14 protein-coding genes and 1 pseudogene are annotated in these 26,557 nt (G+C 33.0%); 13 read left to right on the top strand and 2 right to left on the bottom strand.

Annotation, left to right across the window (positions count from 1 at the left end; translation table 11 throughout):
* Positions 1-73 precede the first annotated feature (73 nt).
* The 11 genes and pseudogenes from OA85_RS16980 to OA85_RS16975 all read left to right on the top strand — a co-directional run bounded on the left by OA85_RS16980 (position 74) and on the right by OA85_RS16975 (position 20,452).
* Positions 74-4,303 (top strand): T9SS sorting signal type C domain-containing protein, encoded by a 4,230-nt coding sequence (locus OA85_RS16980; RefSeq protein WP_052257139.1) that lies wholly within the window; start codon positions 74-76, stop codon positions 4,301-4,303.
* Positions 4,304-4,532: 229 nt separating this feature from the next.
* Positions 4,533-5,771: a hypothetical protein gene (locus tag OA85_RS04065; protein ID WP_039108209.1), complete on the top strand. Its 1,239-nt coding sequence runs from the start codon at positions 4,533-4,535 to the stop codon at positions 5,769-5,771.
* Positions 5,701-6,108 (top strand): annotated as a pseudogene (locus OA85_RS04060) (DUF5110 domain-containing protein); the annotation flags it as partial. The gene OA85_RS04065 and the pseudogene OA85_RS04060, both read left to right, overlap by 71 nt.
* Before the next feature lie 88 nt (positions 6,109-6,196).
* Positions 6,197-7,012, top strand: a complete 816-nt coding sequence (locus OA85_RS04055) for a M48 family metallopeptidase (protein ID WP_039108207.1) — start codon at positions 6,197-6,199, stop codon at positions 7,010-7,012.
* A gap of 207 nt (positions 7,013-7,219) precedes the next feature.
* A complete protein-coding gene (locus tag OA85_RS04050; protein ID WP_039108206.1) occupies positions 7,220-8,545 on the top strand; it encodes an MFS transporter in 1,326 nt (441 codons plus the stop codon).
* 261 nt (positions 8,546-8,806) lie between these two features.
* Positions 8,807-11,260 (top strand): endopeptidase La, encoded by a 2,454-nt coding sequence (lon, locus tag OA85_RS04045; RefSeq protein ID WP_039108205.1) that lies wholly within the window; start codon positions 8,807-8,809, stop codon positions 11,258-11,260.
* Between the two features lie 167 nt (positions 11,261-11,427).
* Positions 11,428-12,447 (top strand): type IX secretion system protein PorQ, encoded by a 1,020-nt coding sequence (porQ, locus tag OA85_RS04040; protein ID WP_039108204.1) that lies wholly within the window; start codon positions 11,428-11,430, stop codon positions 12,445-12,447.
* 7 nt (positions 12,448-12,454) lie between these two features.
* Positions 12,455-13,150, top strand: a complete 696-nt coding sequence (cmk, locus tag OA85_RS04035) for a (d)CMP kinase (protein ID WP_039108203.1) — start codon at positions 12,455-12,457, stop codon at positions 13,148-13,150.
* 73 nt (positions 13,151-13,223) lie between these two features.
* Positions 13,224-14,480, top strand: a complete 1,257-nt coding sequence (locus tag OA85_RS04030; protein ID WP_039108202.1) for a nucleoside permease — start codon at positions 13,224-13,226, stop codon at positions 14,478-14,480.
* A gap of 357 nt (positions 14,481-14,837) precedes the next feature.
* The gene (gene rpsA / locus OA85_RS04025; RefSeq protein WP_039108200.1) at positions 14,838-16,622 is read left to right on the top strand and encodes a 30S ribosomal protein S1; all 1,785 of its coding nucleotides are present in this window, start codon (positions 14,838-14,840) and stop codon (positions 16,620-16,622) included.
* 179 nt (positions 16,623-16,801) lie between these two features.
* A complete protein-coding gene (locus tag OA85_RS16975; RefSeq protein ID WP_052257138.1) occupies positions 16,802-20,452 on the top strand; it encodes a T9SS type A sorting domain-containing protein in 3,651 nt (1,216 codons plus the stop codon).
* A 72-nt stretch (positions 20,453-20,524) separates the two neighbouring features.
* Here the strand turns inward: OA85_RS16975 and OA85_RS04015 are convergent, their stop codons facing one another.
* A complete protein-coding gene (locus tag OA85_RS04015; RefSeq protein WP_052257137.1) occupies positions 20,525-21,469 on the bottom strand; it encodes a cation diffusion facilitator family transporter in 945 nt (314 codons plus the stop codon).
* 216 nt (positions 21,470-21,685) lie between these two features.
* On the opposite strand from OA85_RS04015, the gene OA85_RS04010 reads away from it, so the two are divergent.
* Positions 21,686-22,240 carry a fasciclin domain-containing protein gene (locus OA85_RS04010; RefSeq protein ID WP_039108199.1) on the top strand — a complete coding sequence of 185 codons (555 nt, stop codon included), beginning with the start codon at positions 21,686-21,688 and terminating at the stop codon, positions 22,238-22,240.
* Positions 22,241-22,366: 126 nt separating this feature from the next.
* On the opposite strand, the gene pheT is transcribed toward OA85_RS04010, so the two are convergent.
* Positions 22,367-24,787: a phenylalanine--tRNA ligase subunit beta gene (gene pheT, locus OA85_RS04005; protein WP_039108198.1), complete on the bottom strand. Its 2,421-nt coding sequence runs from the start codon at positions 24,785-24,787 to the stop codon at positions 22,367-22,369.
* A gap of 264 nt (positions 24,788-25,051) precedes the next feature.
* Here pheT and OA85_RS04000 point away from each other — a divergent pair, with 264 nt between their 5' ends.
* Entirely contained in the window at positions 25,052-26,557 is a 1,506-nt protein-coding gene (locus OA85_RS04000) for an aldehyde dehydrogenase family protein (protein ID WP_039108197.1), read from the top strand.

Here is a 26,557-nt window from a genome sequence, read left to right as displayed (position 1 = left end):
TAGTTGGAAGATGTTTTTAAAACACTAAATAGTATTTGTCAAATAAATTTCAGTTAGATACCAAGCCCCCTTAATGAATAAATTTTCACTTCTCGTTATTTCACTTTTTTTAAATATTGTAATAGGTTATGGACAGTGTACTTATACAGGTACTCCACTTACGTCCGTAGGAACATACACTTTTTGTATTGATAATAATAGCCCTATAACTACTGCAACCGTAAATGCAGGCCAATATGCTTTGTTAAATGTTGTAAAAGGGTATACTTATACTTTTTATGTTGGAAATGTTTTTTCTGGTCAAGAAAATCTTACCCTTCTTGATGCTTCAACTAATGCGAATTTTGCTATACCTGTTTCAGCAAGTGGCGGAAATACGGCTTCTATAACAAATTGGACTTCTACAATTTCTGGACAAATAAAAATTCTTTTATCAAGAGGCAATTGTTTAAATGATAATTCACTTGGGGGAACACTTACTTTGACATTAGTAAGTCTAGGAAATACTCAAGATTCACAAACTGCTCAAGGTGCCGATTCTTGGATAGGTCATATATACAATTATGTAGCCGGCGGTTCTCCTGGAGGAGCATCTCCAACAACAGTTCCAACCAATACAAATCCTTATTTATCTAGTAGCTATGCAGGTTATTATACTGAATCAGAGAATTTTTATCAAGAATTTTCTGGAGGAGGTGTTGCAACAAATAATTATTGTTTTCCGGTTTTATCAAACGGAACTAATTTAGTAAATATAGATGCGCAAAGTTTTGCAGTTCGATATAGCATGAAATCAACGAAGGCTGCGGGTTGTTATATCGTTACTCTAAAAGGAGATGACGGAAATCGACTTTACGTAGACGGTACAAGGGTTTATGATAATTGGAATGATCATGGTATTCAAACGGGTTATGCTATGGTATATCTTTCAGGCAGTAGTAATTTGATTTATGATTATTACGAAAATGGAGGGTTAAGTCAGGTAGGTTTTGATATTAAATCGTTAAGCACTTTGAATACAGTAGTACAGCCTACGATTAATGTCTGTTCACCTTTTACAACTACATTAGACGGATCTAGTTTTACAACATATGGATTTCCTGCTGGAACAATTACTTTTCAATGGCAGTTTTCTTCTGATAATTCAAATTGGGCAAATATATCAGGAGCTACCAGTGAGGATTATACTATTCCTATTATTACTGCTACAGCAGCAACTGGTAATTTAAATAGATATTATCGACGTGTAATAACAAGTAATGTAAATGCAGGTTGTAGTAATAATAGCAATGTTGTTTCTTTTGTAATTAGTCCGGCTGCACCAGCAACACCTGGTGCAATAACAGGTTTAACTGCTCAATGCGCAACAACTACGGGGCAGGTATATAGTGTTGCTGCTGTCCCAAATGCGATTACTTATAACTGGACAGTTCCAGTAGGGACAATAATAAGTGGTGCAGGAACAAATTCAATTACTATAACAACTGGTTCTGCTGGTTCAGGTAATATTACTGTTACAGCAGCTAATGGTTGTGGTACTTCGGGAGCAGCATATTCTTTTGTCACAGTATCTGCAACAACAGTTGCCGGAACTTTAACGCCTGCTAATACTAACGTTTGCTCAGGGTTTAATAGCACTAATTTAACATTATCAGGATATACAGGAAGCATTGTCAGATGGGAATCTTCTACTGATAATTTTGCTACTGCTGGCACGTCTATTGCGAATACAGGATCTCCTTATACTGCCAGTAACCGTACTGCTGATACTTATTATCGTGCAGTGGTAAAAAATGGAGGTTGTAGTTTATTGTACTCAAATTCAGTTAAAATTACGGTTTATGGAACCGTTTCTACTCCTGGATTGATATCTGTAAATGGTGGAGCTGGTATTGCGGCATCGCCAGGAACAACGTATTGTGCCTCAACAGCTGTAACATTTAGTATTGCACCTGTAGCGAATGCATCTAGTTATACGTGGGTTATTCCTACAGGATGGACTTATGTTAGCGGACAGGGAACGACTTCTTTAGTAGTTACAACAGGAACGACATTGCAAAGTAATAATATTTCAGTATATGCTAATAATTTAGGATGTGGTAACACTGGTCAAAGTTATTTATGGGTTAGTTTAAGCAATAGCTCTCCAGCCACACCAACTGCAAGTGTAACCTCACAACCTAGTTGTTCAAGTGCTAGTGGAACAATAACGATTACTGCTCCAACGGGTTCAGGAATGACATATAGTATAGATGGGGTTAATTATACAAATACAACAGGTGTTTTTAGCTCTGTGGGAGTAGGAGCTTATAATGTTACGGCAAAAAATGCATCAGGATGTGTTTCGTCAATAAAAAGTGTTACTGTAAATCCACAACCATCAACTCCGTCAGCTCCAATAGTAGGGATGATTACTCAACCCACCTGTGCTCTAGGAACTGGGAGTGTAGTCTTAAGCGGTTTGCCGTCCTCCGGCTCATGGACAATAAATCCAGGAGGATATACTGGCTCAGGTATAAGTACCACTATTTCTGGAATTGCAGCAGGAACTTATAATTATACAGTTTCTAATGGTACTTGTACTTCATCTCAGTCTGCAAATGTGCCTGTAATAGGATTGATTACAAAAACATGGGATGGATCAACTTGGCTTAATGGAGCACCAACTCTTTCAGACAATATTGTTTTTAATGGATTTTATTCATCAGCAACCAATGTTGATGGTTGTTCTTGCAAGGTAAGCGCAGGTGTTTCAGCAACCATTTTGTCAGGAGGGATTTTGAAAATAGTTAATGAAGTGACTGTTTTAGGAACAGGAGTAGGAGCTGGAACTTTAACATTTGAAAATGATGCAAGTTTGGTTCAGATTAATGATGCGGCTGTAAATGCAGGAAACATAAAATATAAAAGAAATACAACTTTAATCAATAAATTTGATTTTACATACTGGTCCTCTCCAGTTTCACCACAAACGTTGTATGACCTGTCTCCTAATACACTTTGGGATAAGTTTTATTCCTTTAATCCAGTTACGGATTATTGGGATTTTGCTAATACTGGGATTGCAATGGTAATTGGAAAGGGATATATTGTACGTGGTCCACAGTTTTTTCCTGCACCAAACCCTCCAAGCGGATATCATAAAGCTTCTTTTTTTGGAGTTCCGAATAACGGAAATTATACATTTCCAGTTGTTTATACTGGCGTTGAAACATCAAATCTTATAGGAAATCCATATCCGTCCGCTTTAGATGCAGATGCATTTTTATTAGCAAATAAAACATTGCTGGATGGTACAATCTATTTTTGGACGCATAATACAACTATTCAATTAGCTTCGGCTATCGTTCTTCCTGCATATGCCGGTTCTGGAATTTATGCTTATACATCAGATGATTATGCTTCTTATAACGGTGTTGGAGGTATTGCGACAGCTTCGGCAATTAGTGGAGGGGTAATCCCAACAGGTAAAATAGCAGCGGGTCAAGCATTTTTTGCAACAGGAATAGCTAATGGGAATGCAGTGTTTAATAATAGCATGAGAGTTGGCGTAGGAGCTATTACTGGGGATAATTCACAGTTTTTTAAGTTTAGTAATTCAAAACAAAAAATAGCTAATACGATTGAAAAACATAGAGTTTGGCTTAACCTAACAAATGAAAAAGGGGCTTTTAAACAAATGCTGGTTGGTTATGTTACCAATGCTACAAATGAAGGATTTGATACTACTTTTGATGGAGAAAGTTTAGATGGGAATCAGTTTATTGATTTTTACAGTGTTCATGAAGATAAAAATTTAACCATACAAGGAAGATCGTTACCATTTGATGAAAACGATAAAGTGGTTCTAGGTTATAGTTCTAGTGTAAAAGAAGGATTTTCAATAAGTATTGGTCAAGTTGATGGTTTATTTGTTGATAAAACTGTTTATCTTGAAGATAAGTTATTGAGTGTTATCCATGATTTGAAGCAATCACCTTATGATTTTGAAACAGAAGATGGTGTGTTCAATGATAGATTCGTGTTGTGTTATACCGATAAAACCTTAGGAACTGGAGATTTTGACAAAGAAAATAATCAGGTAGTTGTTTCGGTTAAAAATAAACAAATAAAAATTAATTCGGAAACTGAAATAATTGATAAAATTTTAATTTTTGATATACCGGGGAAGCTAATTTATAAAAAAGTCAACATTGACAACAATGAAATGACAATTTTGAACTTGACTTCCAGTGAGCAAACTTTATTGCTGAAGATTGTATTAAAAAATGGACAAACAGTAACCAGAAAAATTATTTATTAAAAAATATTAAATTACTTACATTAATACCCTGTCTGTTTCAAATGGACAGGGTATTTTTTTTGGCGATTTTTAATTGTATGTAAAACAGTTGTATAACGAATAAAAATGCTTATCAACGACTTTATTGTGTTTTATGATATTGTTTATTTTAATTTGTTTTTTAATGTAAGTTTTTTCTTTTACAAGAACCTAACTTTATAAATTAACGTATTAAAATAACATCAGATATATGGTTAAGAAATTACTTTTTACTCTTTTTTTAGTGCTGGTTCAGGCTGTTGTTTTTTCACAAACCAATACATATACAGGTTCTAACGGTGATTGGAATACTGCTTCAAACTGGTCTTTAGGTTTAGTACCAACAGCATCACATAATGTTGTAATTCCATCAGGAAAAACTGTGACTATTTCTGCAAATGCATCAGGAAAAACTGTAAGTATTTCGGGGACTTTGAAACTTAATGATGCAACACGGCTTACAGTGAGTGGAGATTTCACAGTTAATTCTGGAGGAAGTTTTCTGATGCCTACAGGAAATGGATTGGCTGAATTAGCAGTTTATGGAAATTATATTAATAATGGAGTTACTGATTTCTGGAAGAGTACAGTTGTAATTGCGGGAGATTTACTTAGCCCTCAGACTTCAACCCTTCAAAAGCAAGGGAATGTTATTGTTGGGGGTAATATTATAGGCGTTTTTGATACAACTGGGGGTAATGGAACAGGTCAGATTTATGCCGTCGACCCTAATGCGACTGTATCAATTATGCCTATTACAATTGACGGAAACGTAACTCCGGGTATTTTTCCTTCTACGGAAACTTCTACGGTAATTGATTTGGTTAATCTAGTTATTTATGGAGGGAGCTGTATATTTACAATTACTGATATAGCAAGTGTTTCTGCTTGTTCTGGATTTAATGCTATTTTTACTGTTACAACGAATGGCGGCTCACCTACATATTTATGGCAGGTCAATACTAATGGTACTGGATGGGTTGATTTAACAAATGGTGCTACTTATTCAGGAGTAACCTCGTCAACTCTTACTATTAGTGGTGTTGTTTCTGGGATGAATAATTACAAATATAGAGCTAAAATTACAGCCGGGTCTCCTTCTTGTACAAAGAGTGGGAATTATGGGATATTGACTGTTAATACTGCACCGTCTCAGCCTACTTTAAGCGCTTCAATTCAACCAACCTGCAACACCTCAACAGGAAGTTTTACAATAACTAATTATAATGCATCTTATACCTATGCTGCAAGTCCATCAACTGGGGTTGTAATTTCAGGAAATACAGTAACTGCTCCAACAGGAAGTTATGCCTTAACGGCTACACTGGGAACTTGTACCTCAGTAGCATCATCTGGTGTAACCATTAATGCGCAACCTACTTTTTGTAAAATCAGGTTCCATAATTCCAAAATATCCTATTCAACAATACGTTGGAGAATTAGAATTTGACGAGTTAACATTGGATGTTTATTACAAAGCAGGCAAAGAAAAGTCGGTAGTTTATGAGGATGCTCAAGATGGATATGATTATAAAAAAGGGCGATATAGCTTTCTGTCATTTCAAACAACAGGAAAGGAAAAAGAACTAATAATACAGGTTCATAAAGAAGGAAAATACGATACTAATTATTCAAAATATAAAATAAATCTTATCGGATTACCATTTAAAGTTAAAAAGATAGAAATTGATAATGAAAAAGTTTTATTTGATAAAAAAACTTTTGAAAATAGCAATTATCTAATTGTAGATAAAGAATTTACTGAGCTGCATATTATTGGGGAATAAACAAAAAAGTTGATACTTTTGAATTTAATTATATAAAAAGAAAATTAATAACTATTTGTATTTTTGTATACTAATTAAACTTAAAATTATGAAAAAACACTTATTATTAGGAGTTTGTGCGTTAGGACTCGTTTATTCTTGTGCTACAAATCCTCTTACAGGAAAGAAAAGTCTAAATTTTGTTTCAAACAGTGAGTTGTTTCCATCATCGTTTCAACAATATGGAACTTTTTTAAAAGAAAATAAAGTAATTACCGGAACTGCCGATGCAAGAAGAGTAGAAACAGTTGGGATGCGAATTAAAGCAGCAGCAGAAAAATATTTAACCTATTTAGGACAATCACAATATTTGAATGATTACCGTTGGGAATATAAATTAATTGATAGTAAAGAAGTCAATGCTTGGTGTATGCCAGGAGGGAAAATTGTTGTTTATTCAGGAATATTACCAATAACTAAAGATGATGCGGGTTTAGCTACAGTAATGGGACATGAAGTTTCACATGCATTGGCAAATCATGGTGCACAAAGAATGAGTGCTGCTCAATTGCAACAATTGGGAGCTGTAGGAGTTGCAGTTGCTACTGGTAGTCAAAGTGCCGAAAAACAACAAATGTGGCAACAATATTATGGATTAGGGTCTCAAGTAGGAGTTATGCTTCCATTTAGCCGAAGTCATGAAAGTGAAGCTGATAAAATTGGACTTACATTGATGGCAATTGCGGGTTATAATCCAGATGATGCTGTGGTTTTTTGGCAAAGAATGGCAGCACAGTCTGCAGGACAAGCACCACCGGAATTTATGAGTACACACCCATCTGATGCTACAAGAATTGCAAATTTAAAAGCATTGATTCCTGAAGCTAAAGCAACAGCTGCTAAAGTTGGAGTTATTTACAGATAAAAACACATTGTTGATTTATATCATTATTATTTAACGAAGATTTAAATAGGCTATTCTCATCAAACGAGAATAGCCTATTTTTTTAATTTTAACTGTAATGATATAGGGTTGATTATTAGTTAATAACGATTTATTAATGTCAAATTAGTTACTTTTTGAATCATACTAAATAAAAAATAAATAAATTCGCAACATAAAAAAAGAAACATGGCAGATTTACCAAAAGGAAGTAAAAAATTATTAAATGCTTGGGCTTTTTATGATTGGGCTAATTCAGTTTATCCATTAGTCATTTCGTCTGCAGTATTTCCTATTTTTTATGAAGCATTATTTTCAGATAGAAATCATTACATAACCGTTTTTGGTTTTAGTGTCAAAAATTCTGCGTTGATTAGTTTTGTTACTGCATTTGCTTTTTTAGTAGTGGCGCTAATTTCTCCTTTGTTATCAGGAATCTCAGATTATGTTGGTAATAAAAAATCTTTTATGAAGTTTTTTTGTTATTTGGGAGCCTTATCCTGTGTGGGATTGTATTGGTTTAGTTTAGAAAATATTTATATCAGTTTATTATTTTATTTTTTAGGTTTGATTGGCTTTTGGGGAAGTTTAGTGTTTTACAATTCGTATTTGCCTGATATTGCTTTTGTTGAACAACAAGATGAAACAAGTGCCAAAGGGTATTCTTATGGTTACATAGGAAGTGTTATATTGTTAATAGTCAATTTAGGCATGATTATGATGCCGGATATTTTTGGTATAACTGGAACTAAAGGAGAAGCTGCTATGAAAGCCATGCGATACTCTTTTATCATGGTAGGAATATGGTGGATTGTTTTTAGTCAATATACATATTATTATTTGCCAAAAGGAAGTAGAAATGCGGAGCGCAAAGTGACTAAAGCTTTAGTTTTTAATGGATTTAGAGAATTAAAAAAAGTTTGGCATTTATTGGAAGAAAATAGTGCTTTAAAAAAATATCTTGTTAGTTTTTTTGTTTATAGTATGGCTGTTCAAACGGTTATGCTTATCGCTACTTATTTTGGAGCACAAGAAATTACTTGGGCATCAAAAAGTGAAAGTACAACAGGTTTAATTATTTGCATTCTATTAATTCAGTTAGTAGCCATTGTTGGTGCAATTTTAACCTCAAAAGCTTCAGAGAAGTTTGGAAACATTCCAACTCTTATTGTGATTAATTGTTTTTGGGTTTTATTATGTGCGGCAGCTTACTTTATAACATTGCCAATACATTTTTACATTATGGCTGGTTTAGTAGGACTCGTAATGGGCGGAATTCAGGCTTTATCGCGTTCAACCTATTCTAAATTATTACCAGAGACAGAGGATACGGCTTCCTTTTTTAGTTTTTTTGATGTTTCCGAAAAAATTGGAATTGTTATCGGAATGTTGGTTTATGGAATTATTGACCAAATTACCGGAAGTCCGCGATTTGCGATAGTTTTCTTAGGAGTGTTTTTTATAATAGGTGTTGTTTTATTGAAAAGAGTACCCAAAAACAATGCTTTGAATTAATAAAACATAAAATAGCATTTCTGATTTTTATTTTTTTAACTTTAAAAAATAGCTATTTTCCTAATTATTGTTTTTTAAATTTTTTCTTTATTTGTAAGAAGATGTAATCTATTTTACTTTCACTTTGGCATAATGATTGACTCTTTTAGTGTTAAGCTAATTAATCAGGTCATATATCGATTTATTTAAAATTCCTGCTATGATACTTTATATTTGCTTGACAAATTAAAATTTTTAATGACAAAAAGACTTAAATAATATATGTCAAATCATAAAATACTTACTATTGACAATCTGTCACTTCAAGAATTTGATTCTGAAGCTGATTTAATCCCATTATTGACTCCTGAAGATGAGGAGGAAATGAATAATGAAGCACTGCCAGATTCTTTGCCTATTTTACCATTGCGTAATATGGTTTTATTTCCAGGAGTTGTTATACCAATTACTGCTGGACGCGATAAATCAATAAAATTAATTAATGATGCTAATGCAGCAGGTAAAATCATTGGTGTAGTAGCTCAAAAAAATGAGCAGGACGAAGATCCAACTCCCGAAGATATTCATAGTATAGGTACAGTAGCTCGAATTTTAAGGGTTCTAAAAATGCCTGATGGAAATATTACCGTTATACTTCAAGGGAAAAAGCGATTTGAAATTGATTCTGTAATTGTCGAAAGTCCCTACATAACAGCAAAAATTAAAGAAGTTCCAGAAAAAAGACCAAAAAAACATGATACAGAGTTTATCGCGATTCTTGATTCTATAAAAGAATTAGCGATTCAAATTATAAAAGAAAGTCCAAACATTCCCAGTGAAGCTACTTTTGCGATTAAAAATATTGAAAGCCAATCATTTTTAATCAATTTTGTCACTTCTAATATGAATTTGACAGTTAAAGAAAAGCAAGATTTATTAGCTATTAATGAGTTAAAAGTTAGAGCTTTAGAAACTTTACGTTATATGAATATTGAGTTGCAAAAACTCGAATTAAAAAATGATATTCAATCTAAAGTTCGTTTCGATTTAGACCAACAACAAAGAGAATATTTCCTTCACCAACAAATGAAAACCATTCAAGAAGAATTAGGTGGTGTTTCACAGGAAGAGGAAATGGATGAAATGTTGCAAAAGTCTTTGACGAAAAAATGGGACGAAAAAACTAAAAAACATTTCGAAAAAGAATTATCAAAAATGCGTCGCATGAATCCTCAAGCGCCAGATTTTGGTATTCAAAGAAACTATTTAGAGTTATTTTTAGAATTGCCTTGGGATGAATATTCTAAAGATGATTTTGATTTAAAGAAAGCACAAAAAATATTGGATAGAGATCACTTTGGTCTTGAAGATGTTAAGAAAAGAATGATTGAACATTTGGCAGTTTTAAAATTGCGAAATGATATGAAATCACCAATAATTTGTTTGACAGGACCTCCGGGAGTTGGAAAAACATCTATTGGAAGGTCTATAGCAGAAGCATTAGGTAGAAAATATGTTAGAATTTCATTGGGTGGTTTACGTGATGAAGCGGAGATTCGTGGACATAGAAAAACTTACATTGGCGCAATGCCAGGAAGAATTATCCAAAGTTTGAAAAAAGCTGGGACCTCAAATCCTGTATTTGTTTTGGATGAAATTGATAAATTATCGAATAGTAGTCATGGAGATCCCTCTTCGGCATTACTGGAAGTTTTAGATCCGGAACAAAACAATTCGTTTTATGATAATTTCCTTGAAATGGGGTATGACTTGTCGAAAGTCATGTTTATTGCTACGTCTAATAATATGGCTGCAATTCAACCTGCGTTGAAAGACAGAATGGAAATCATCAAAATGTCAGGTTATACGATTGAAGAAAAGGTAGAAATTGCGCGTCAGCATTTATTTCCAAGACAATTGAAAGAACATGGTTTAACAACTAAAGATTTAACCATTGGAAAAAAACAATTAGAAAAAATTGTAGAAGGATATACTCGTGAATCAGGAGTTCGTGGTTTAGAAGCTAAAATTGCCCAAGTGATTCGTAATGCAGCAAAATCAGTTGCGATGGAAGAACCATATAACAAGAAAGTAACCGACGAGGATATTATAAAAACACTTGGCGTTCCAAGATTAGAAAGAGATAAATACGAGAACAATGATGTAGCCGGTGTGGTAACTGGTTTGGCTTGGACTTCTGTAGGTGGTGATATTCTTTTCATAGAATCTTTACTTTCTCCAGGAAAAGGAACCATGACAATTACTGGGAACTTAGGGACAGTAATGAAAGAATCAGCAACGATAGCTCTAGAATATATTAAGGCAAATGCTAAATTTTTAGGATTAGATTCGGAGATACTTTCTAAATATAATATTCATTTACACGTTCCGGAAGGAGCTACTCCAAAAGATGGTCCTAGTGCCGGAATTGCGATGTTGACCTCATTAGTTTCATTGTTTACACAAAAACGAGTTAAGAAAAACTTAGCAATGACAGGAGAAATCACCTTGCGTGGAAAAGTTTTACCAGTAGGAGGAATAAAAGAAAAGATTTTAGCAGCCAAAAGAGCTAATATCAAAGAAATTATTTTATGTCATGAAAACAAAAGTGATATCGATGAAATAAAACCGGAATACCTTGAAGGTTTGACTTTTCATTATGTTAGAGAAATGAGCGAAGTGCTTAAATATGCTTTGACAGATCAAAAAGTAAAAAATGCAAAAGATCTGAAATAACAGATAACAAGCAAAAAGATATGAATTCCAAATTTCAAAACCTGTTCTGCAGTGCTTGAGATTTGGAATTTTTATTTATAATTACGAGTTTGAAAGTTGCTGTTTATTGTATTTATAATTTTATCTTCGCATTTGCGTTTTACCTTACATAAATCGCGATTTAAAGCATGTTAAAAAAACTTTTATCATACTCCTTAGTTTTTATGTGCGCTGTATCTTACAGTCAAATAGGAGGGAAGTACACCTATCAGTTTTTGAACTTGGTGACTTCGCCAAGACAAGCAGCTTTAGGAGGGAAAACTGTCACAATTTATGACGATGATGTGAATCAGGTCAATTTTAATCCAGCAACACTGAATGCGGATATGAATAATCATTTGGCTTTAAATTATGGGAGTTATTTCAAAGAAGTGACGTATGGAACCGCTTCTTATGCTTATACCTATGACCGCCATTTGCAAACTTTTCAGGCTGGTGTAAATTATGTGAATTATGGTAATTTTGACGGTTATGATGAAAATGGTCAGCCCACATCCTCATTTACTGGAAGTGAAATTGCTCTTTCTTTAGGTTATGCGTACAATATTCCCAATACCACTATTCATTTAGGGGCAAATGCTAAATTGATTTCTTCGACCTTAGAAAGTTATAGTTCTTTGGGAGGGGCGATTGACATAGGCGCTCTTTTTATAGACGAAAGGAACGATGTAAATTGGGGTTTGGCAATTCGAAATATAGGAACTCAATTTACTACTTACAATGGTACAAACGAAAAACTGCCCCTTGAAATTATAGCAGGTGTTTCACAAGAATTAGAAAATGTACCCATTCGCTGGCATCTTACATTGGAAAATTTACAACAATGGAATATTGCTTTTTCTAATCCAGAAAGAGCTCAATCTTCAATTGATGGAAGTTCTACTGCCGAAAAAGTATCCGTAATAAATAATGCTTTGCGCCATGTAATTATGGGGGTTGAGCTTTTTCCTAAAAAATCGTTTAATATTCGATTAGGTTATAATTTTCGGAGAGCAGAAGAATTACGACTTTTGGAGCAACGCAATTTTTCGGGAGTCTCTTTAGGTTTTGGATTAAAAATGAATAAATTAAAATTTAATTATTCGTATTCCCGATATACATTAGCGGGAAATACGAGCTTATTTGGTTTAACTATTAACTTACAATAATATTATTTTGGATAAAAAAATTACCATAGCAATTGACGGATTTTCATCCACTGGGAAAAGTACTTTAGCAAAACAGCTTGCAAAGCACTTGGGATATGTATATGTAGACACTGGAGCAATGTATCGTGCTGTTACCTTTTTTGCAATGCAAAACGGATACATAAATATTGATTCTTTTGATAAAGTAACATTGATTAACAGTTTGCCAAGTATAAAATTACAGTTCAAATTCAATCCTGATTTAGGCTTTGCCGAAATGTATTTGAATGATGTTAATATTGAAAAAGAAATAAGAACTATCGAAGTTTCTAATTTTGTTAGTAAAGTGGCTGAAATATCGGAAGTGCGAGCTAAATTAGTGGAGCAACAAAAAGAAATGGGTAAGAATAAAGCTATTGTTATGGACGGTAGAGATATTGGGACCGTCGTTTTTCCGGATGCAGAACTTAAAATTTTTATGACGGCAGGGGCAGATACCCGAGCGCAAAGGCGTTTTGATGAATTGCAGGAAAAAGGAGATTCAGTTACGTATGAAGAAGTATTAAAAAATGTAGAAGAACGCGATTATATTGACACGCACCGAAAGGATTCACCTTTGGTGATGGCTGATGACGCCATTGAAATCGATAATTCTTACCTTACTCGTGAAGAACAATTTAAAGTTGTTTTGGATTTAGTGGATGAAGTTGTTAAAATACTTTAATCTTTTGCAGATCTCTTTATTAATATTAGATTTACGCTTTGTTAATTTTTAAAAATAAAAAACAATTCATCATATGGGAATTAAAAACAGGTTGGTATTAATGAACTTCCTTCAATTTTTTATTTGGGGTTCTTGGTTACTTACTATTGGTGCGTATTGGTTTAATAACAAACATTGGTCTGGAACTGAGTTTGGAATCATATTTTCAACAATGGGAATTTCTTCGGTTTTTATGCCCGCTTTAACAGGAATTATTTCAGATCGATTTATAAATGCTGAAAAATTATATGGTTTGCTTCATTTTTTTGGAGCAGCAGCTTTATTTTACTTACCTCAAGTAGATAATCCTACTACTTTTTTCTGGGTTATGTTAGTCAATATGTTTTTCTACATGCCAACAATTTCCTTATCAATAACGGTAGCTTATAATGCATTAATTGCAAAAGATATGGATGTCGTAAAAGATTATCCGCCTATTAGAATATGGGGAACCATAGGTTTTATTGTTGCACTTTGGGTGGTTAGTTTAACGCATAATGAAACTTCTGCAAATCAATTTTATATTGCAGGAATCGTTTCTGTACTATTAGGGATTTACGCATTTACACTTCCTAAATGTCCTCCAATGTGTAAAGGAGAAAAAGGCACTTCTTTTACGCAGGCTTTGGGATTGAATGCTTTTGAATTGTTTAAACAACAGAAATTTGCCATTTTCTTTATATTCTCTATGCTGTTGGGAGCTGCTTTGCAATTGACTAATGCATATGGAGATACTTATATTCACGATTTTGCTACTGTCGATATCTATAAAAATACGATTGCTGTAAAATATCCTGCCATAATCATGTCGATTTCGCAAGTTTCAGAAACACTGTTTATATTGGCAATTCCATTTTTCCTTAGAAAATTTGGTATTAAATATGTGATGCTGTTTAGTATGCTGGCTTGGGTATTGCGTTTTGGATTGTTTGCTTTTGGAAATCCGTCAGATGGTCTTTGGATGATTATTATGTCTTGTATTGTTTACGGAATGGCGTTTGACTTTTTTAATATATCAGGTTCTTTATTTGTGGAAACACAAACAGATTCAAAAATCAGAGGAAGTGCGCAAGGAATGTTTATGATGATGGTAAATGGTTTTGGAGCATTAATAGGAAGTTTTACGAGCGGTTATATTATTCAAAAATATTTTACGCTAGAAGATGGAAGTAAAGACTGGTTCCATATCTGGATCACTTTTGCATCGTATGCTTTAGTTCTTGCAATAATTTTTCCTTTTGTTTTTAAAGATAAATTTGGACCTAAAGTTTTAGGAAAAATTAATCATTAAAATCCTTTTTTATAAAATTCACCCCGATAGCTTTAAGAGTTATCGGGTTTTTTATTGCTGAAAAATCACTATAAAACCTAATTAGCCCCGATGGAGCTGATATCCTCGTAGCGCAGCGGAGAGATAAAGGCGAGAGCGGGAACTTTGCCTGCAAAAAAGCCAATTAATTCGCTCCTGATTCTCAATTGATTATCTTGTCTGTAAAATTTTGCTATTTAAGATAAATGTGTTACTTTTGCAGTCCTTTTGGTGAATAAGAGTTTCCTTTAGGGTTCAACTAATTATACAAACAACTTCTGTTGTTTTCTAGCACATTAAGAAACTCGAGAAAATACAGAATACAAATTTTTAATCAGCATGTCTGAACAATTAAAATCACAAGAAGAGTTTTTAGCAAATTTTAACTGGCACAATTTCGAAGAAGGTATTGATGCAGTTGATGAGAAAAACTTATTAGAATTCGAAGAACTAGTTTCAAAAACATTTATCGCTACTGATCAAGAAGAAGTTGTAGATGGTGTAGTTGTTAGAATTACAGATAGAGACGTTATCGTTGATATCAACGCAAAATCGGAAGGTGTTATTTCATTGAATGAATTCCGTTACAACCCAGCCTTAAAAGTAGGTGATACTGTTGAAGTATTAATTGACATCCGTGAGGATAAAACTGGTCAATTAGTATTATCTCACAGAAAAGCACGTACTATCAAATCATGGGATAGAGTTATTTCGGCTAACGAAACAGGAGAAATCGTTAATGGTTTTGTAAAATGCAGAACTAAAGGTGGGATGATCGTTGACGTTTTCGGAATTGAAGCTTTCTTACCAGGATCTCAAATTGATGTTAAACCAATTAGAGACTACGATGTATATGTAAACAAAATGATGGAATTCAAAGTGGTAAAAATTAACCACGAATTCAAAAATGTTGTTGTTTCTCATAAAGCGCTTATTGAAGCGGATATCGAAATCCAGAAAAAAGAAATCATCGGTCAATTACAAAAAGGACAAGTATTAGAAGGTGTTGTTAAAAACATTACTTCTTATGGTGTCTTTATTGACTTAGGTGGTGTTGATGGATTGATTCACATTACTGACCTTTCTTGGAGTCGTATTAACCACCCAAGTGAAGTTCTTGAATTAGACCAAAAATTAAATGTTGTAATCCTTGATTTCGATGACGAGAAAACAAGAATTCAATTAGGATTGAAACAATTAAACGCTCACCCTTGGGATGCTCTTGATGCTAAATTAGCAATTGGAGACAAAGTAAAAGGTAAAGTAGTTGTAATCGCTGATTACGGTGCTTTCATCGAAGTTGCTGAAGGTGTTGAAGGTTTGATTCACGTTTCTGAAATGTCTTGGTCTACTCATTTACGTTCTGCTCAAGATTTCGTAAAAGTAGGTGATGTTGTTGAAGCTGTTATCTTAACTTTAGATAGAGATGACCGTAAAATGTCATTAGGTATCAAACAATTGTCTCAAGATCCTTGGACTGATATCACTGCTAAATACCCGGTAGGTTCTAAACATACAGGTATCGTTAGAAACTTTACAAACTTTGGAATTTTCGTAGAATTAGAAGAAGGAATTGATGGATTGATTTACATCTCTGACTTATCTTGGACTAAGAAAATCAAACACCCATCTGAATTTGTAAACGTTGGAGAAAAACTTGATGTAGTAGTATTAGAATTAGATGTTGAAGGACGTAAATTATCTTTAGGTCACAAACAAACTACTGCTAATCCTTGGGATCAATACGAAGATTCTTTCGCAGTTGGAACTATCCATACAGGTGAAATTTCTGAAATCGTTGACAAAGGAGCTACTGTAGAATTTGGTGATGATATCGTTGCTTTCATTCCTACACGTCACCTTGAAAAAGAAGACGGTAAGAAATTGAAAAAAGGAGAATCAGCTGATTTCAAAGTAATTGAATTCAACAAAGAATTCAAAAGAGTAGTTGCATCTCACACTGCTATCTTCCGTGAAGAAGAAGAGAAAAATGTGAAAACAGCTACTGAAAACACTTCTAGTTCATCTAACTCTTCTACAAATGCACCAGCTGCAACTTTAGGAGACAACAATGATGTATTAGCTGCATTGAAAGCTAAAATGGAAAAGTCAGAGAAAAAATAATTTCTTGAAACTTTTTGAATATAAAAAGCCCCGCAATTTGCGGGGCTTTTTTTGTTTAAGGATATGCTGTAGAGTTATTTAAAATAATTTTTATCAGATGGTGAGTGTTTTTTTTTGTAAGAAAAAATACATTAAATGATTTTGTCGCCTTATATTTACACATCTAAATAATCGTAAATATGAAAAAACTTTATTTTTTAGTTATTGCTATATGTGTTTTAAATGGGCTTAGGGCACAGAATCCTGCGGATGTAGATCCAGACTTTAATCAATTTAATTTACCATTGAATCATTATTTTGTAGATGCCCAAGTAAATAAAAGTAAAGTTTTATCAGATGGAAAAATTATATTGATAAAAAATGGAAGATATCTAGTTAGATTGCAGGGAAATCAAATTGATACTAGCTTTAATACTGGGATTGGATTTGCCAATAGCAATGGTAGTGATGGTATATTAAAAGATTTTGCTGTTCAACCAGACGGCAAAATTATTATAGGTGGAATTTTTAATTTATATAATGGGGTAACTGTTCCAAGGTTAATCAGGCTCAATCAAAATGGAAGCCTTGATGAAAGTTTTAATCTTCAGGGAGTTAGTCTGAAAAATGAAGGAGTAATACAAATTGAAATACAAGCTGACAACAAAATTATTATAATAGCAGATGAAACTAATATTGGAGGATTTTTTGACAATTTAAAGAGGTTGAATTCTAATGGTTCATTAGATACTTCTTTAATTACAGTACCCAATTATCGTTTTGGGAAAGTCGCTATTCAAGCTGATGGAAAGTATGTGGTTATTCATAATACAAATAATGATTTTTATTCACAGGTTAATAAAATAGCCAAATTAAATGCGGATGGTTCTTTTGATACTAGTTTTTCAACTGCTCAATTAAGTTCTTCTAGCGATATTTATGTAAAAAAAATATTAATTCAGAACGATGGAAAAATTGTTGTTGGAGGAAGTTTTACGGGTTGTAATTCAACTTCCTCCCGAGATTTAGTTAGACTAAATAGTAATGGTTTGGTCGATACTTCGTTTCAGATAGGCTATGGTTTTGATGAGTCTTCATCTTATAATTTGGATTCCGTCAGCGATATTATTCAACAATCAGATAGCAAATTAGTAGTCAGTGGTAGCTTTATGACGTTTAATCAATTAAATAGAGTGAATATAGTAAGATTAAATGGAAACGGCAGTAATGACGATACTTTTGTTAATTTATATAGCTTTTTGGATTTTGACACTATTAGTTCTGTTTCATTTTTTAGTGATCAAAAAATTCTGGTTTCAGGAAGTTTAGGTGTCAATAAAAAACTAGGTAATTATATTGTAAAGATTAATACCGATGGTACAAAAGATACCAGTTTTAGTAATATAAGTAAAGGCTTTTTTAACACTGTTGTAAATACTGTTGTTCAAATTACAGATGGTAAAATTTTAGTAGGAGGAAATTTTCATGCTTATAATGGTTCAAAATGCTATGGTTTCACAAGGTTAAATTATGATGGTTCTGTAGATTCTACTTTAACATATGGAGGGTTAAATGGATTTGAAGACAACAGTAGTAATAAAACAAATAGTAATATTGGTGAAATTACTGCAATTGAACCTGTATCGAATGGTAAAGTTTATATTGGAGGTCGTTTTTCTACTTATAATGGACAAAAAGCAAATCGTTTAGTTAGAATAAATGTGGACGGAACTAATGACTCAACTTTCAATGTAGGCGAAGGTATTGATTACGGATATTCAAGTCCTGGGATAATTAAAGATTTATTAGCTTTACCAGACGGCTCTGTTTTAGTTGCAGGGGCTTTTAGCATATATAATGGGGCTAATTGTTATGGAGTATTAGCGTTGAACAGTAGTGGAGGCAGGCTAGGTTTTCCTGATGTAGGAAATGATGTGACATGTTTGAAAACGCAGAACGATGGAAAAGTGTTAATAGGATTAAGTCATTTAGGTTCAGGAAATTATTCTATTGGAGCAATTAAAAGATTTAATTTAGATTCTTGGTCATTTGACACTTCTTTTGTCATAGATCCATCGTTGAGTGGAGGTAGTGTTACTTCAATTGAAGTGCAACAGGATAATAAAATTATATTATCAGGAGAGTTTGTAATCAGTGGTGTGACTAAAAGTCTCGTACGAATTTTAAGTAATGGAACTTTAGATACATCATTTAATTTTACACTCCAAAATAACTCTACATTAGTTAGAAACATTACATTGGCACCTAATCAAAAAATTATAATTGATTTAGCTAGTGGATCTTTATACTTTCCTGTGCATACGATTATGAGGCTTAATAGTGATGGCTCAGTTGATAATACATTTAATCAATTTATTCCTTCAGGGAATTCTTCGGTTAATGTTTATTCTCAAACCGATGGTAAAATTTTAATATATGGGAATTTATCAAATTCTATAGAAAATCCTGGAGCAGGATTGAATCGATTATTAGGAGAAGATTATAATTTCATGCAAGGTCAAAATAAAATTGACTCAAACAGTAATGGCTGTGATATAAACGATGACGCTTTTACAAATTTAAAATTACGTGTTTCTTCAGGAGCAAATAGTTTTAATTATATAACGAACACTACTGGAAATTATAATGCTGCTTTAATAAATGGCACACACACAATAACTCCAATTCTAGAAAATCCAACATATTTCAATGTTTCGCCAAATACTGTAACTGTTAGTTTCCCAACACAAGCCAGTCCGTTTACACAAAATTTCTGCATTGTGCCAAATGGAATACATCCGGATTTAGAAGTTACTTTATTACCATTGCAACCCGCAAGACCTGGTTTTGATTCCAACTATAAAATAGTTTATAAAAACAAAGGAAATACAATGCAATCAGGAGTTGTAAATCTTACTTTTAATGATGGTGTTTTAGATTTCGTTGTAGCTAATCCTTTAGCTTCAATTCAAACTGCCAATAATTTATCTTGGAATTTTACTAATTTAAGACCCTTTGAAACTCGAGAAATTGAATTTACTTTAAATGTAAATTCACCAACAGAAACTCCGGCTGTGAATAGTGGTTTTGTTTTAGTTTACAAAGCAGCTATAACAAGTTCAGCAACAGATGAAACGTCAATAGATAATACTTTTGATTTTAACCAAACTGTTGTAAATTCATTCGACCCAAATGATAAAACCTGTTTAGAAGGAACAATTATTTCTCCAGATTTAATTGGTCAATATGTTCATTATATGATACGGTTTGAAAATAATGGAACCTATTCAGCGCAAAATATTGTTGTAAAAGATATGATTGATTTATCTAAATTTGATATTTCAACTTTGATTCCTACTAGTGCAAGTCATTCCTATACAACCAAAATTTCTGAAGGTAATAAAGTAGAATTTATTTTCGAAAACATAAATCTTCCTTTTGACGATGCGAATAATGATGGTTATATTGCTTTCAAAATAAAAACTTTGCCAACACTTGCAGTCAATGATACTTTTACCAATGACGCAAGCATCTTTTTTGATTATAATTTTCCCGTTGTAACTAACAAAGCAGCTTCAACATTTAAAACCTTGACAACACAAGACTTTGAGTTTTCTAATTATTTTACTTTATATCCAAACCCAGCCAAATCAGTTTTGAATATTAGTTCGAAAGAAACTATTGAAGTTGAATCCATCAGTTTTTACAACACTTTAGGACAGTTGGTTTTGGTGATTCCAAATGCGGAGAAAGTTTCGAAAATTGATGTTTCAAGTTTAACAGCAGGAAATTATTTCATTAAAATAAATTCAGATAAAGGAACTTCGAATACAAGGTTTATTAAGGAATAATCAAAAGAACATAATTTAAAAAAGACCATTTCAGATAATTTGAAATGGTCTTTTTATGTATAAAAATAATTTTTAAACTGTCTTCCATTCCTGAAAATCAGGTTCTACGTAAAGCCATTTTACTTCAGGATGAACGGTTCTTATTTCTTGCTCAAAGTTATTAATCAATTGGCTTATAGATTGTGTAGTTAGATCTGGACTGCATTTTATTTTTACACAAACTAAAACTTCTCCTGGGCCTTGTTGGATAGTTCTGCAATTTAAAACTTCAATAATTAGAGGATCCTTTAGTGTTATGGATTCAATAGTTTCTAAAATAATTGAATCTGCACTTTCACCAATTAAAAGTGATTTTACTTCAACGGCAAGAAAAATGGCTACTAAAATCAGCACTACACCAATCGCAAGTGAACCTATGGCATCATAACGACTATCTCCTGTATAATAAGAAACTAACAACGCAATTATTGCTAAAACTAAACCTAAGACAGCTGCTGAATTTTCTCCAAATATGACAATCAAATCACTGTCCTTTGTGGTACGCAAATAACCAAAAAAACTACAGCTTCCTTTTCTTTTATTGAGTTCAACTATATTGGAATAGGTAGCATATCCTTCTAAAGTTATAGCAAATAACAAAACTCCAATTCCCCATGCAATTTCATGAACAGGTTCAGGATTATTGTATTTGTGAATTCCCTCATATATAGAAAACATTCCTCCAATAGAAAATAGGAGCATTGCCACCATAAATGACCAGAAATAAACTGATTTTCCATAACCAAAAGGATGTTGGGTATCTGCTGGTCGTCTGGCTTGTTTTACACCTAATAATAATAGTAATTGATTGGCACAATCAGCAGATGAATGGATAGTTTCAGCCAGCATCGCTCCGGAACCAGTCATAAAAGCTGCAAATCCTTTTGAAATTACAATCACGACGTTCACTATTAGACTTTGAATAATATGATGTGAACCATTACCAACCTTAGTAACCTCTTTAGAATTTTGATCCATTTTGCTTTTAATTTAAAAATATAAAAATAAGGATATATTGATTAATCAATTGGGTGTTTTCTTGAAAATATAACTGATAAAATGATTTGCAAATAAATTTATTTTATAATTATAGGTATCTGAAAATTAGTTTTTTAGAAAATAATTTCATTTTTTTAAAACCAAAAGCAAACTAGCAGCGTAAATGCATTTATATAACTTAATAAAATAAATTTTATGAAAACTAGAAAATTTTTATCGATTGCATTTTTTACATTAGTATTTGGAGCAACTTCTTTCGCTCAAAAAACTGTTATGGTTGGTGGAGCGGCCATGTATCCGACTAAAAATATTGTTGAAAATGCAGTAAACTCTAAAGACCATACTACACTAGTTGCAGCAGTAAAAGCTGCAGGTTTAGTAGAAACTTTACAAAGTAAAGGACCATTCACCGTTTTTGCCCCAACAAATGCTGCGTTTGATAAATTACCAAAAGGTACAGTTGAAACATTATTGAAACCTGAAAATTTAAAAATGTTACAAACAATTCTTACCTACCATGTAGTAGCAGGAAAAATGAATGCCTCAGATATTGCTAAAGCAATTAAAATGGGTAAAGGAAAAGCAACTTTAAAAACTGTTAGTGGTGGAATTTTAACAGCTTGGATGAAAGGAAAAGATTTATACATTACTGATGAAAATGGTAATTCTGCTAAAGTTACAATTGCAGATGTGAATCAATCAAATGGTGTGATTCATGTAATTGATGCAGTTGTATTACCAAAACAATAATTTTTTTGATTAGAGGTTGAAAGTTGTTTATTGAAAAAGTCCTGTAATTATACAGGACTTTTTTGTGAAAAAAAAATCCCAATTCTAGATTCAGAATTGGGATTTTTTAATAGAATAAAATAGGCTTTATCTTAGGCTCGCTCCAAGCTCTGTTTCAAAATTATTTTGCAATTTACTCATGATTTTATCAATTTGAGCATCAGTTAACGTTTTTGAATTATCTTGAATGGTAAAGCTTAAAGCATATGATTTTTTACCTTCAGGAAGATTACTACCTTCGTAAACATCAAATAAATTAATATCTTTCAAGAGTGATTTCTCTGTTTGACGTGCAATATTGTAAATACTATCGTAAGTTACGTTTTGGTCAATTAGCAAAGCTAAATCTCTTCGAACTTCAGGGTATTTAGGAATCTCCGTATATTTTATTTTGGTAGAAATTAATTTCAAAATTAAAGCCCAATTGAAATCAGCAAAAAACACTTCTTGTTTTATTCCAAAATGTTTTAATATTGATTTTTTAACTACTCCTAGTTCAACTAGAATGTCTTGACCAAATCCAATTGCAATTCCTTCAGAAAATACATCAGATGTTACTGGTAAATTTTGTGTTTTTTGAATGCCTAATCTAGAAAGTATGCCGTTTACATATCCTTTGAATAAAAAGAAATCCGAGGGTTTTTGCGCACTAGCCCAATTTTCCTGATTTCTGTTTCCAGAAAGGAATAAAGTTAAGTGTTTATGCTCCTCATAACCTGAAGGGAAATTATGGTATGATTTTCCAAATTCAAATAATTTTAAATCGGCATTTTTACGATTGATATTATAAGAGATTGCTTCTAATCCCGAAAATAATAAAGATTGACGCATTGTTGCTAAATCATTGCTTAAAGGATTTAGCATTGTCACATTATGCTCTGAATTTAAAACATCAGAAAGTGCTACATACGATGCTGTAGTCAATGAATTAGCCATCATTTCATTAAATCCTTGAGAATTTAATTGTGTAGCAATTGTATTTTGTATTTTGTAATCCTCGTTTCTTGGAGAATTAGAAACTGTAGCATTTAGTTTTTTTGAAAAGTTAATGTTGTTGTATCCATAAACTCTCAAAATTTCTTCAATAACATCAATTTCTCTTTGTACATCAACTCTATATGCAGGAATTGTTAATCCCAATCCAGCATCAGAAACACTGTTTACTTTTATGTCTAATGAAACTAATATTTTCTTAATGGTGTCTTTTGGTAATTCCTGACCAATAATTTTGGCTACTTTACTAAAGTTTAAAAACACGGTAAAATCTTCTATTTTCTTTGGATACACATTAATTACATCCGAAGTTATTTCTCCACCGGCCACTTCTTGAATTAATAAAGCTGCTCGTTTCAATGCGTATTCAGTAATAGTAGGATCGATTCCTCTTTCAAATCTAAAAGATGCATCGGTGTTCAATTGATGTCTTTTGGCAGTTTTACGAATACTTACAGGATTAAAGTAAGCACTTTCTAAGAAAATTGAATTTGTATTTTCTGAAACTCCAGATTTTTTCCCACCAAAAACCCCTGCGATACACAATGGTCCTTTTTCATCACAAATCATTAAATCTTCCTCGTGTAACGTTCTTTCAACGTCATCAAGAGTTATGAATTTAGTTCCTGCCGCAAGTGTTTTTACAATTATTTTACCATTTATTTTTGAAGCGTCAAAAGCATGAAGTGGCTGACCTAATTCATGTAAAACATAATTGGTTACATCGACAATATTATTTTTCGGATTTATTCCAATCGCTTTCAATCTGTTTTGCAGCCAAGCTGGTGATGCTTTTACAGTAATTCCAGAAATAGTAACGCCACAATATCTAGGAGCAAGTTTAGCTTCTTTTACATCGACATCAATCTTCAATATTCTTTTGTCTACTCTAAAATTACTTACTGAAGGAGTTATCAATTCTACATTAACACCACTTTGTAACATTCCCGCTCTTAAATCACGGGCAGTTCCAAGATGACTCATTGCATCAGCACGATTAGGTGTTAATCCAATTTCGAATACTTCGTCATTTTCAATTTTAAAAACAGTTGCAGCAGGAGTTCCTGGTACTAAAGCTTCATCCAATATCATGATTCCGTCATGGCTTTCACCAAGGCCTAATTCGTCTTCTGCGCAAATCATACCATGACTTTCTTGCCCGCGTATTTTTCCTTTTTTTATCGAAAATGCGACACCTGCTGCATCGTACAATACAGTACCAATTGTAGCAACAGGAACTTTTTGTCCCGCAGCAACATTACTGGCTCCACATACAATTTGTACAGGGACACCATTGCCTAAATCTACTGTAGTTATTTTTAATCTATCGGCATCAGGATGTTGAATACACGTAAGTACATGTCCTACAACAATGCCTTCTAATCCGCCTTTTACCGATTGGTATTTTTCAACAATTTCTACCTCCAGACCTAAATCTGTTAGCAATGCTGCTGTTTCTTCGGATTTCCAGTCTATTTTAATGAATTGTTTTAACCAGTTGTAAGATATTTTCATCTGTCAATTTTAATAAGATTGCAAATATAAGGATTGCAGGTTGGAGTAAGAAACAATTTTTTTGGTTTTTTATAACTGATTTGTCACATTTCAGGAGTATTGAAAATAATGATTTAACAGTATTAGATATGAATATATAAGAATAAAATAATAAAATAACGTTAAAAAAGCATATATGAAAATTTAATGCTACTAGTTGAATGAATTGTGCTATTCTAATGATGAATAGCAGACTATTTTTGATAAAATAAAATATATAACGACATGGATAATATAGTAAAAAGACCTGAATTCAAGGCAACGTATGATAATTATATAGGAGGAAAATTTGTTGCGCCAATCGGTGGGCAATATTTTGATGTTGTTTCTCCAATTGATGGAAAAGTCTTTACAAGAGTTGCACATTCGACTAAAGTAGATGTTGATTTGGCAGTTGATAAAGCACATGAAGCCTTTCAGACATGGGGAAAAACATCTGTTACAGAACGCAGCAATTTATTGAATAAAATAGCACAAGTTATTGAAGATAATCTAGAATATATTGCCACCGTTGAAACCATAGATAACGGAAAAGCAATCCGAGAAACTTTAGCAGCAGATATTCCTTTGGCGATAGACCATTTCAGATATTTTGCTGGTGTAATTCGTGCAGAGGAAAGTTCTATTGCTGAACTGGATTCACAAACAGTTTCTATTGCTTTGAGTGAACCTTTAGGAGTAATTGCGCAAATTATTCCTTGGAATTTTCCAATTTTGATGGCCGTTTGGAAATTAGCTCCTGCATTAGCTGCAGGAAATACCGTAGTTTTAAAACCAGCGGAAAGCACGCCAATTTCTATTTTAGTTTTAATGGAATTGATAGGCGATATTCTTCCTCCAGGGGTTGTAAATATTGTGAATGGTTTTGGAGCAGAACTTGGAAGAGCTTTAGTAACTAACAAAAAAGTATCAAAAGCCGCATTTACTGGTTCTACTCCTACGGGTCGTTTAGTTATGCAATATGCTACAGAAAATATTATTCCGGTAACATTAGAATTAGGCGGGAAATCACCAAATATTTTTATGAAATCCGTTGGAGATGCTGATGATGATTTCTTTGATAAAGCGATTGAAGGCGCAGTAATGTTTGCTTTAAATCAGGGAGAAATTTGTACGTGTCCGTCCAGATTATTAGTTCATGAGGATATTTATGAAAAATTTATTGCCAGAGTTATTGAAAGGACAGCAGCAATTAAATTAGGAAATCCATTGGACAGAACCACTATGATGGGCGCTCAGACTTCATTAGTTCAAAAAGAGAAAATTCTGAGCTATATTAAATTAGGAAAAGAAGAAGGTGCCGAATTGTTAATTGGTGGTGAAGAAAACCAATTGAATGGGGATCTTGCGGGAGGTTACTATATCAAACCAACACTTTTCAAAGGGCATAATAAAATGCGTATTTTTCAGGAAGAAATCTTCGGACCTGTTTTGGCTGTGACTACTTTCAAAACAACGGAAGAGGCTATTGCGATTGCTAATGATTCGATGTATGGTTTAGGAGCTGGAGTTTGGACGCGTGATGCACATGAAATTTATCAGGTTCCAAGAGCAATACAATCCGGTCGAGTTTGGATTAATCAATACCATTCTTATCCAGCAGGAGCTCCTTTTGGAGGGTACAAACAATCAGGAATTGGTCGTGAAAATCATAAAATGATGCTTGGACATTATCGCCAAACAAAAAATATGTTGATTTCTTATGATAAAAAGAAATTAGGTTTCTTTTAG

The organism is Flavobacterium sp. AED (genome assembly GCF_000812945.1).
Classification (GTDB): domain Bacteria; phylum Bacteroidota; class Bacteroidia; order Flavobacteriales; family Flavobacteriaceae; genus Flavobacterium.
The sequence above is the reverse complement of the archived record's forward strand: the minus strand, read 5'-3'. Positions and strand labels throughout refer to the sequence as shown.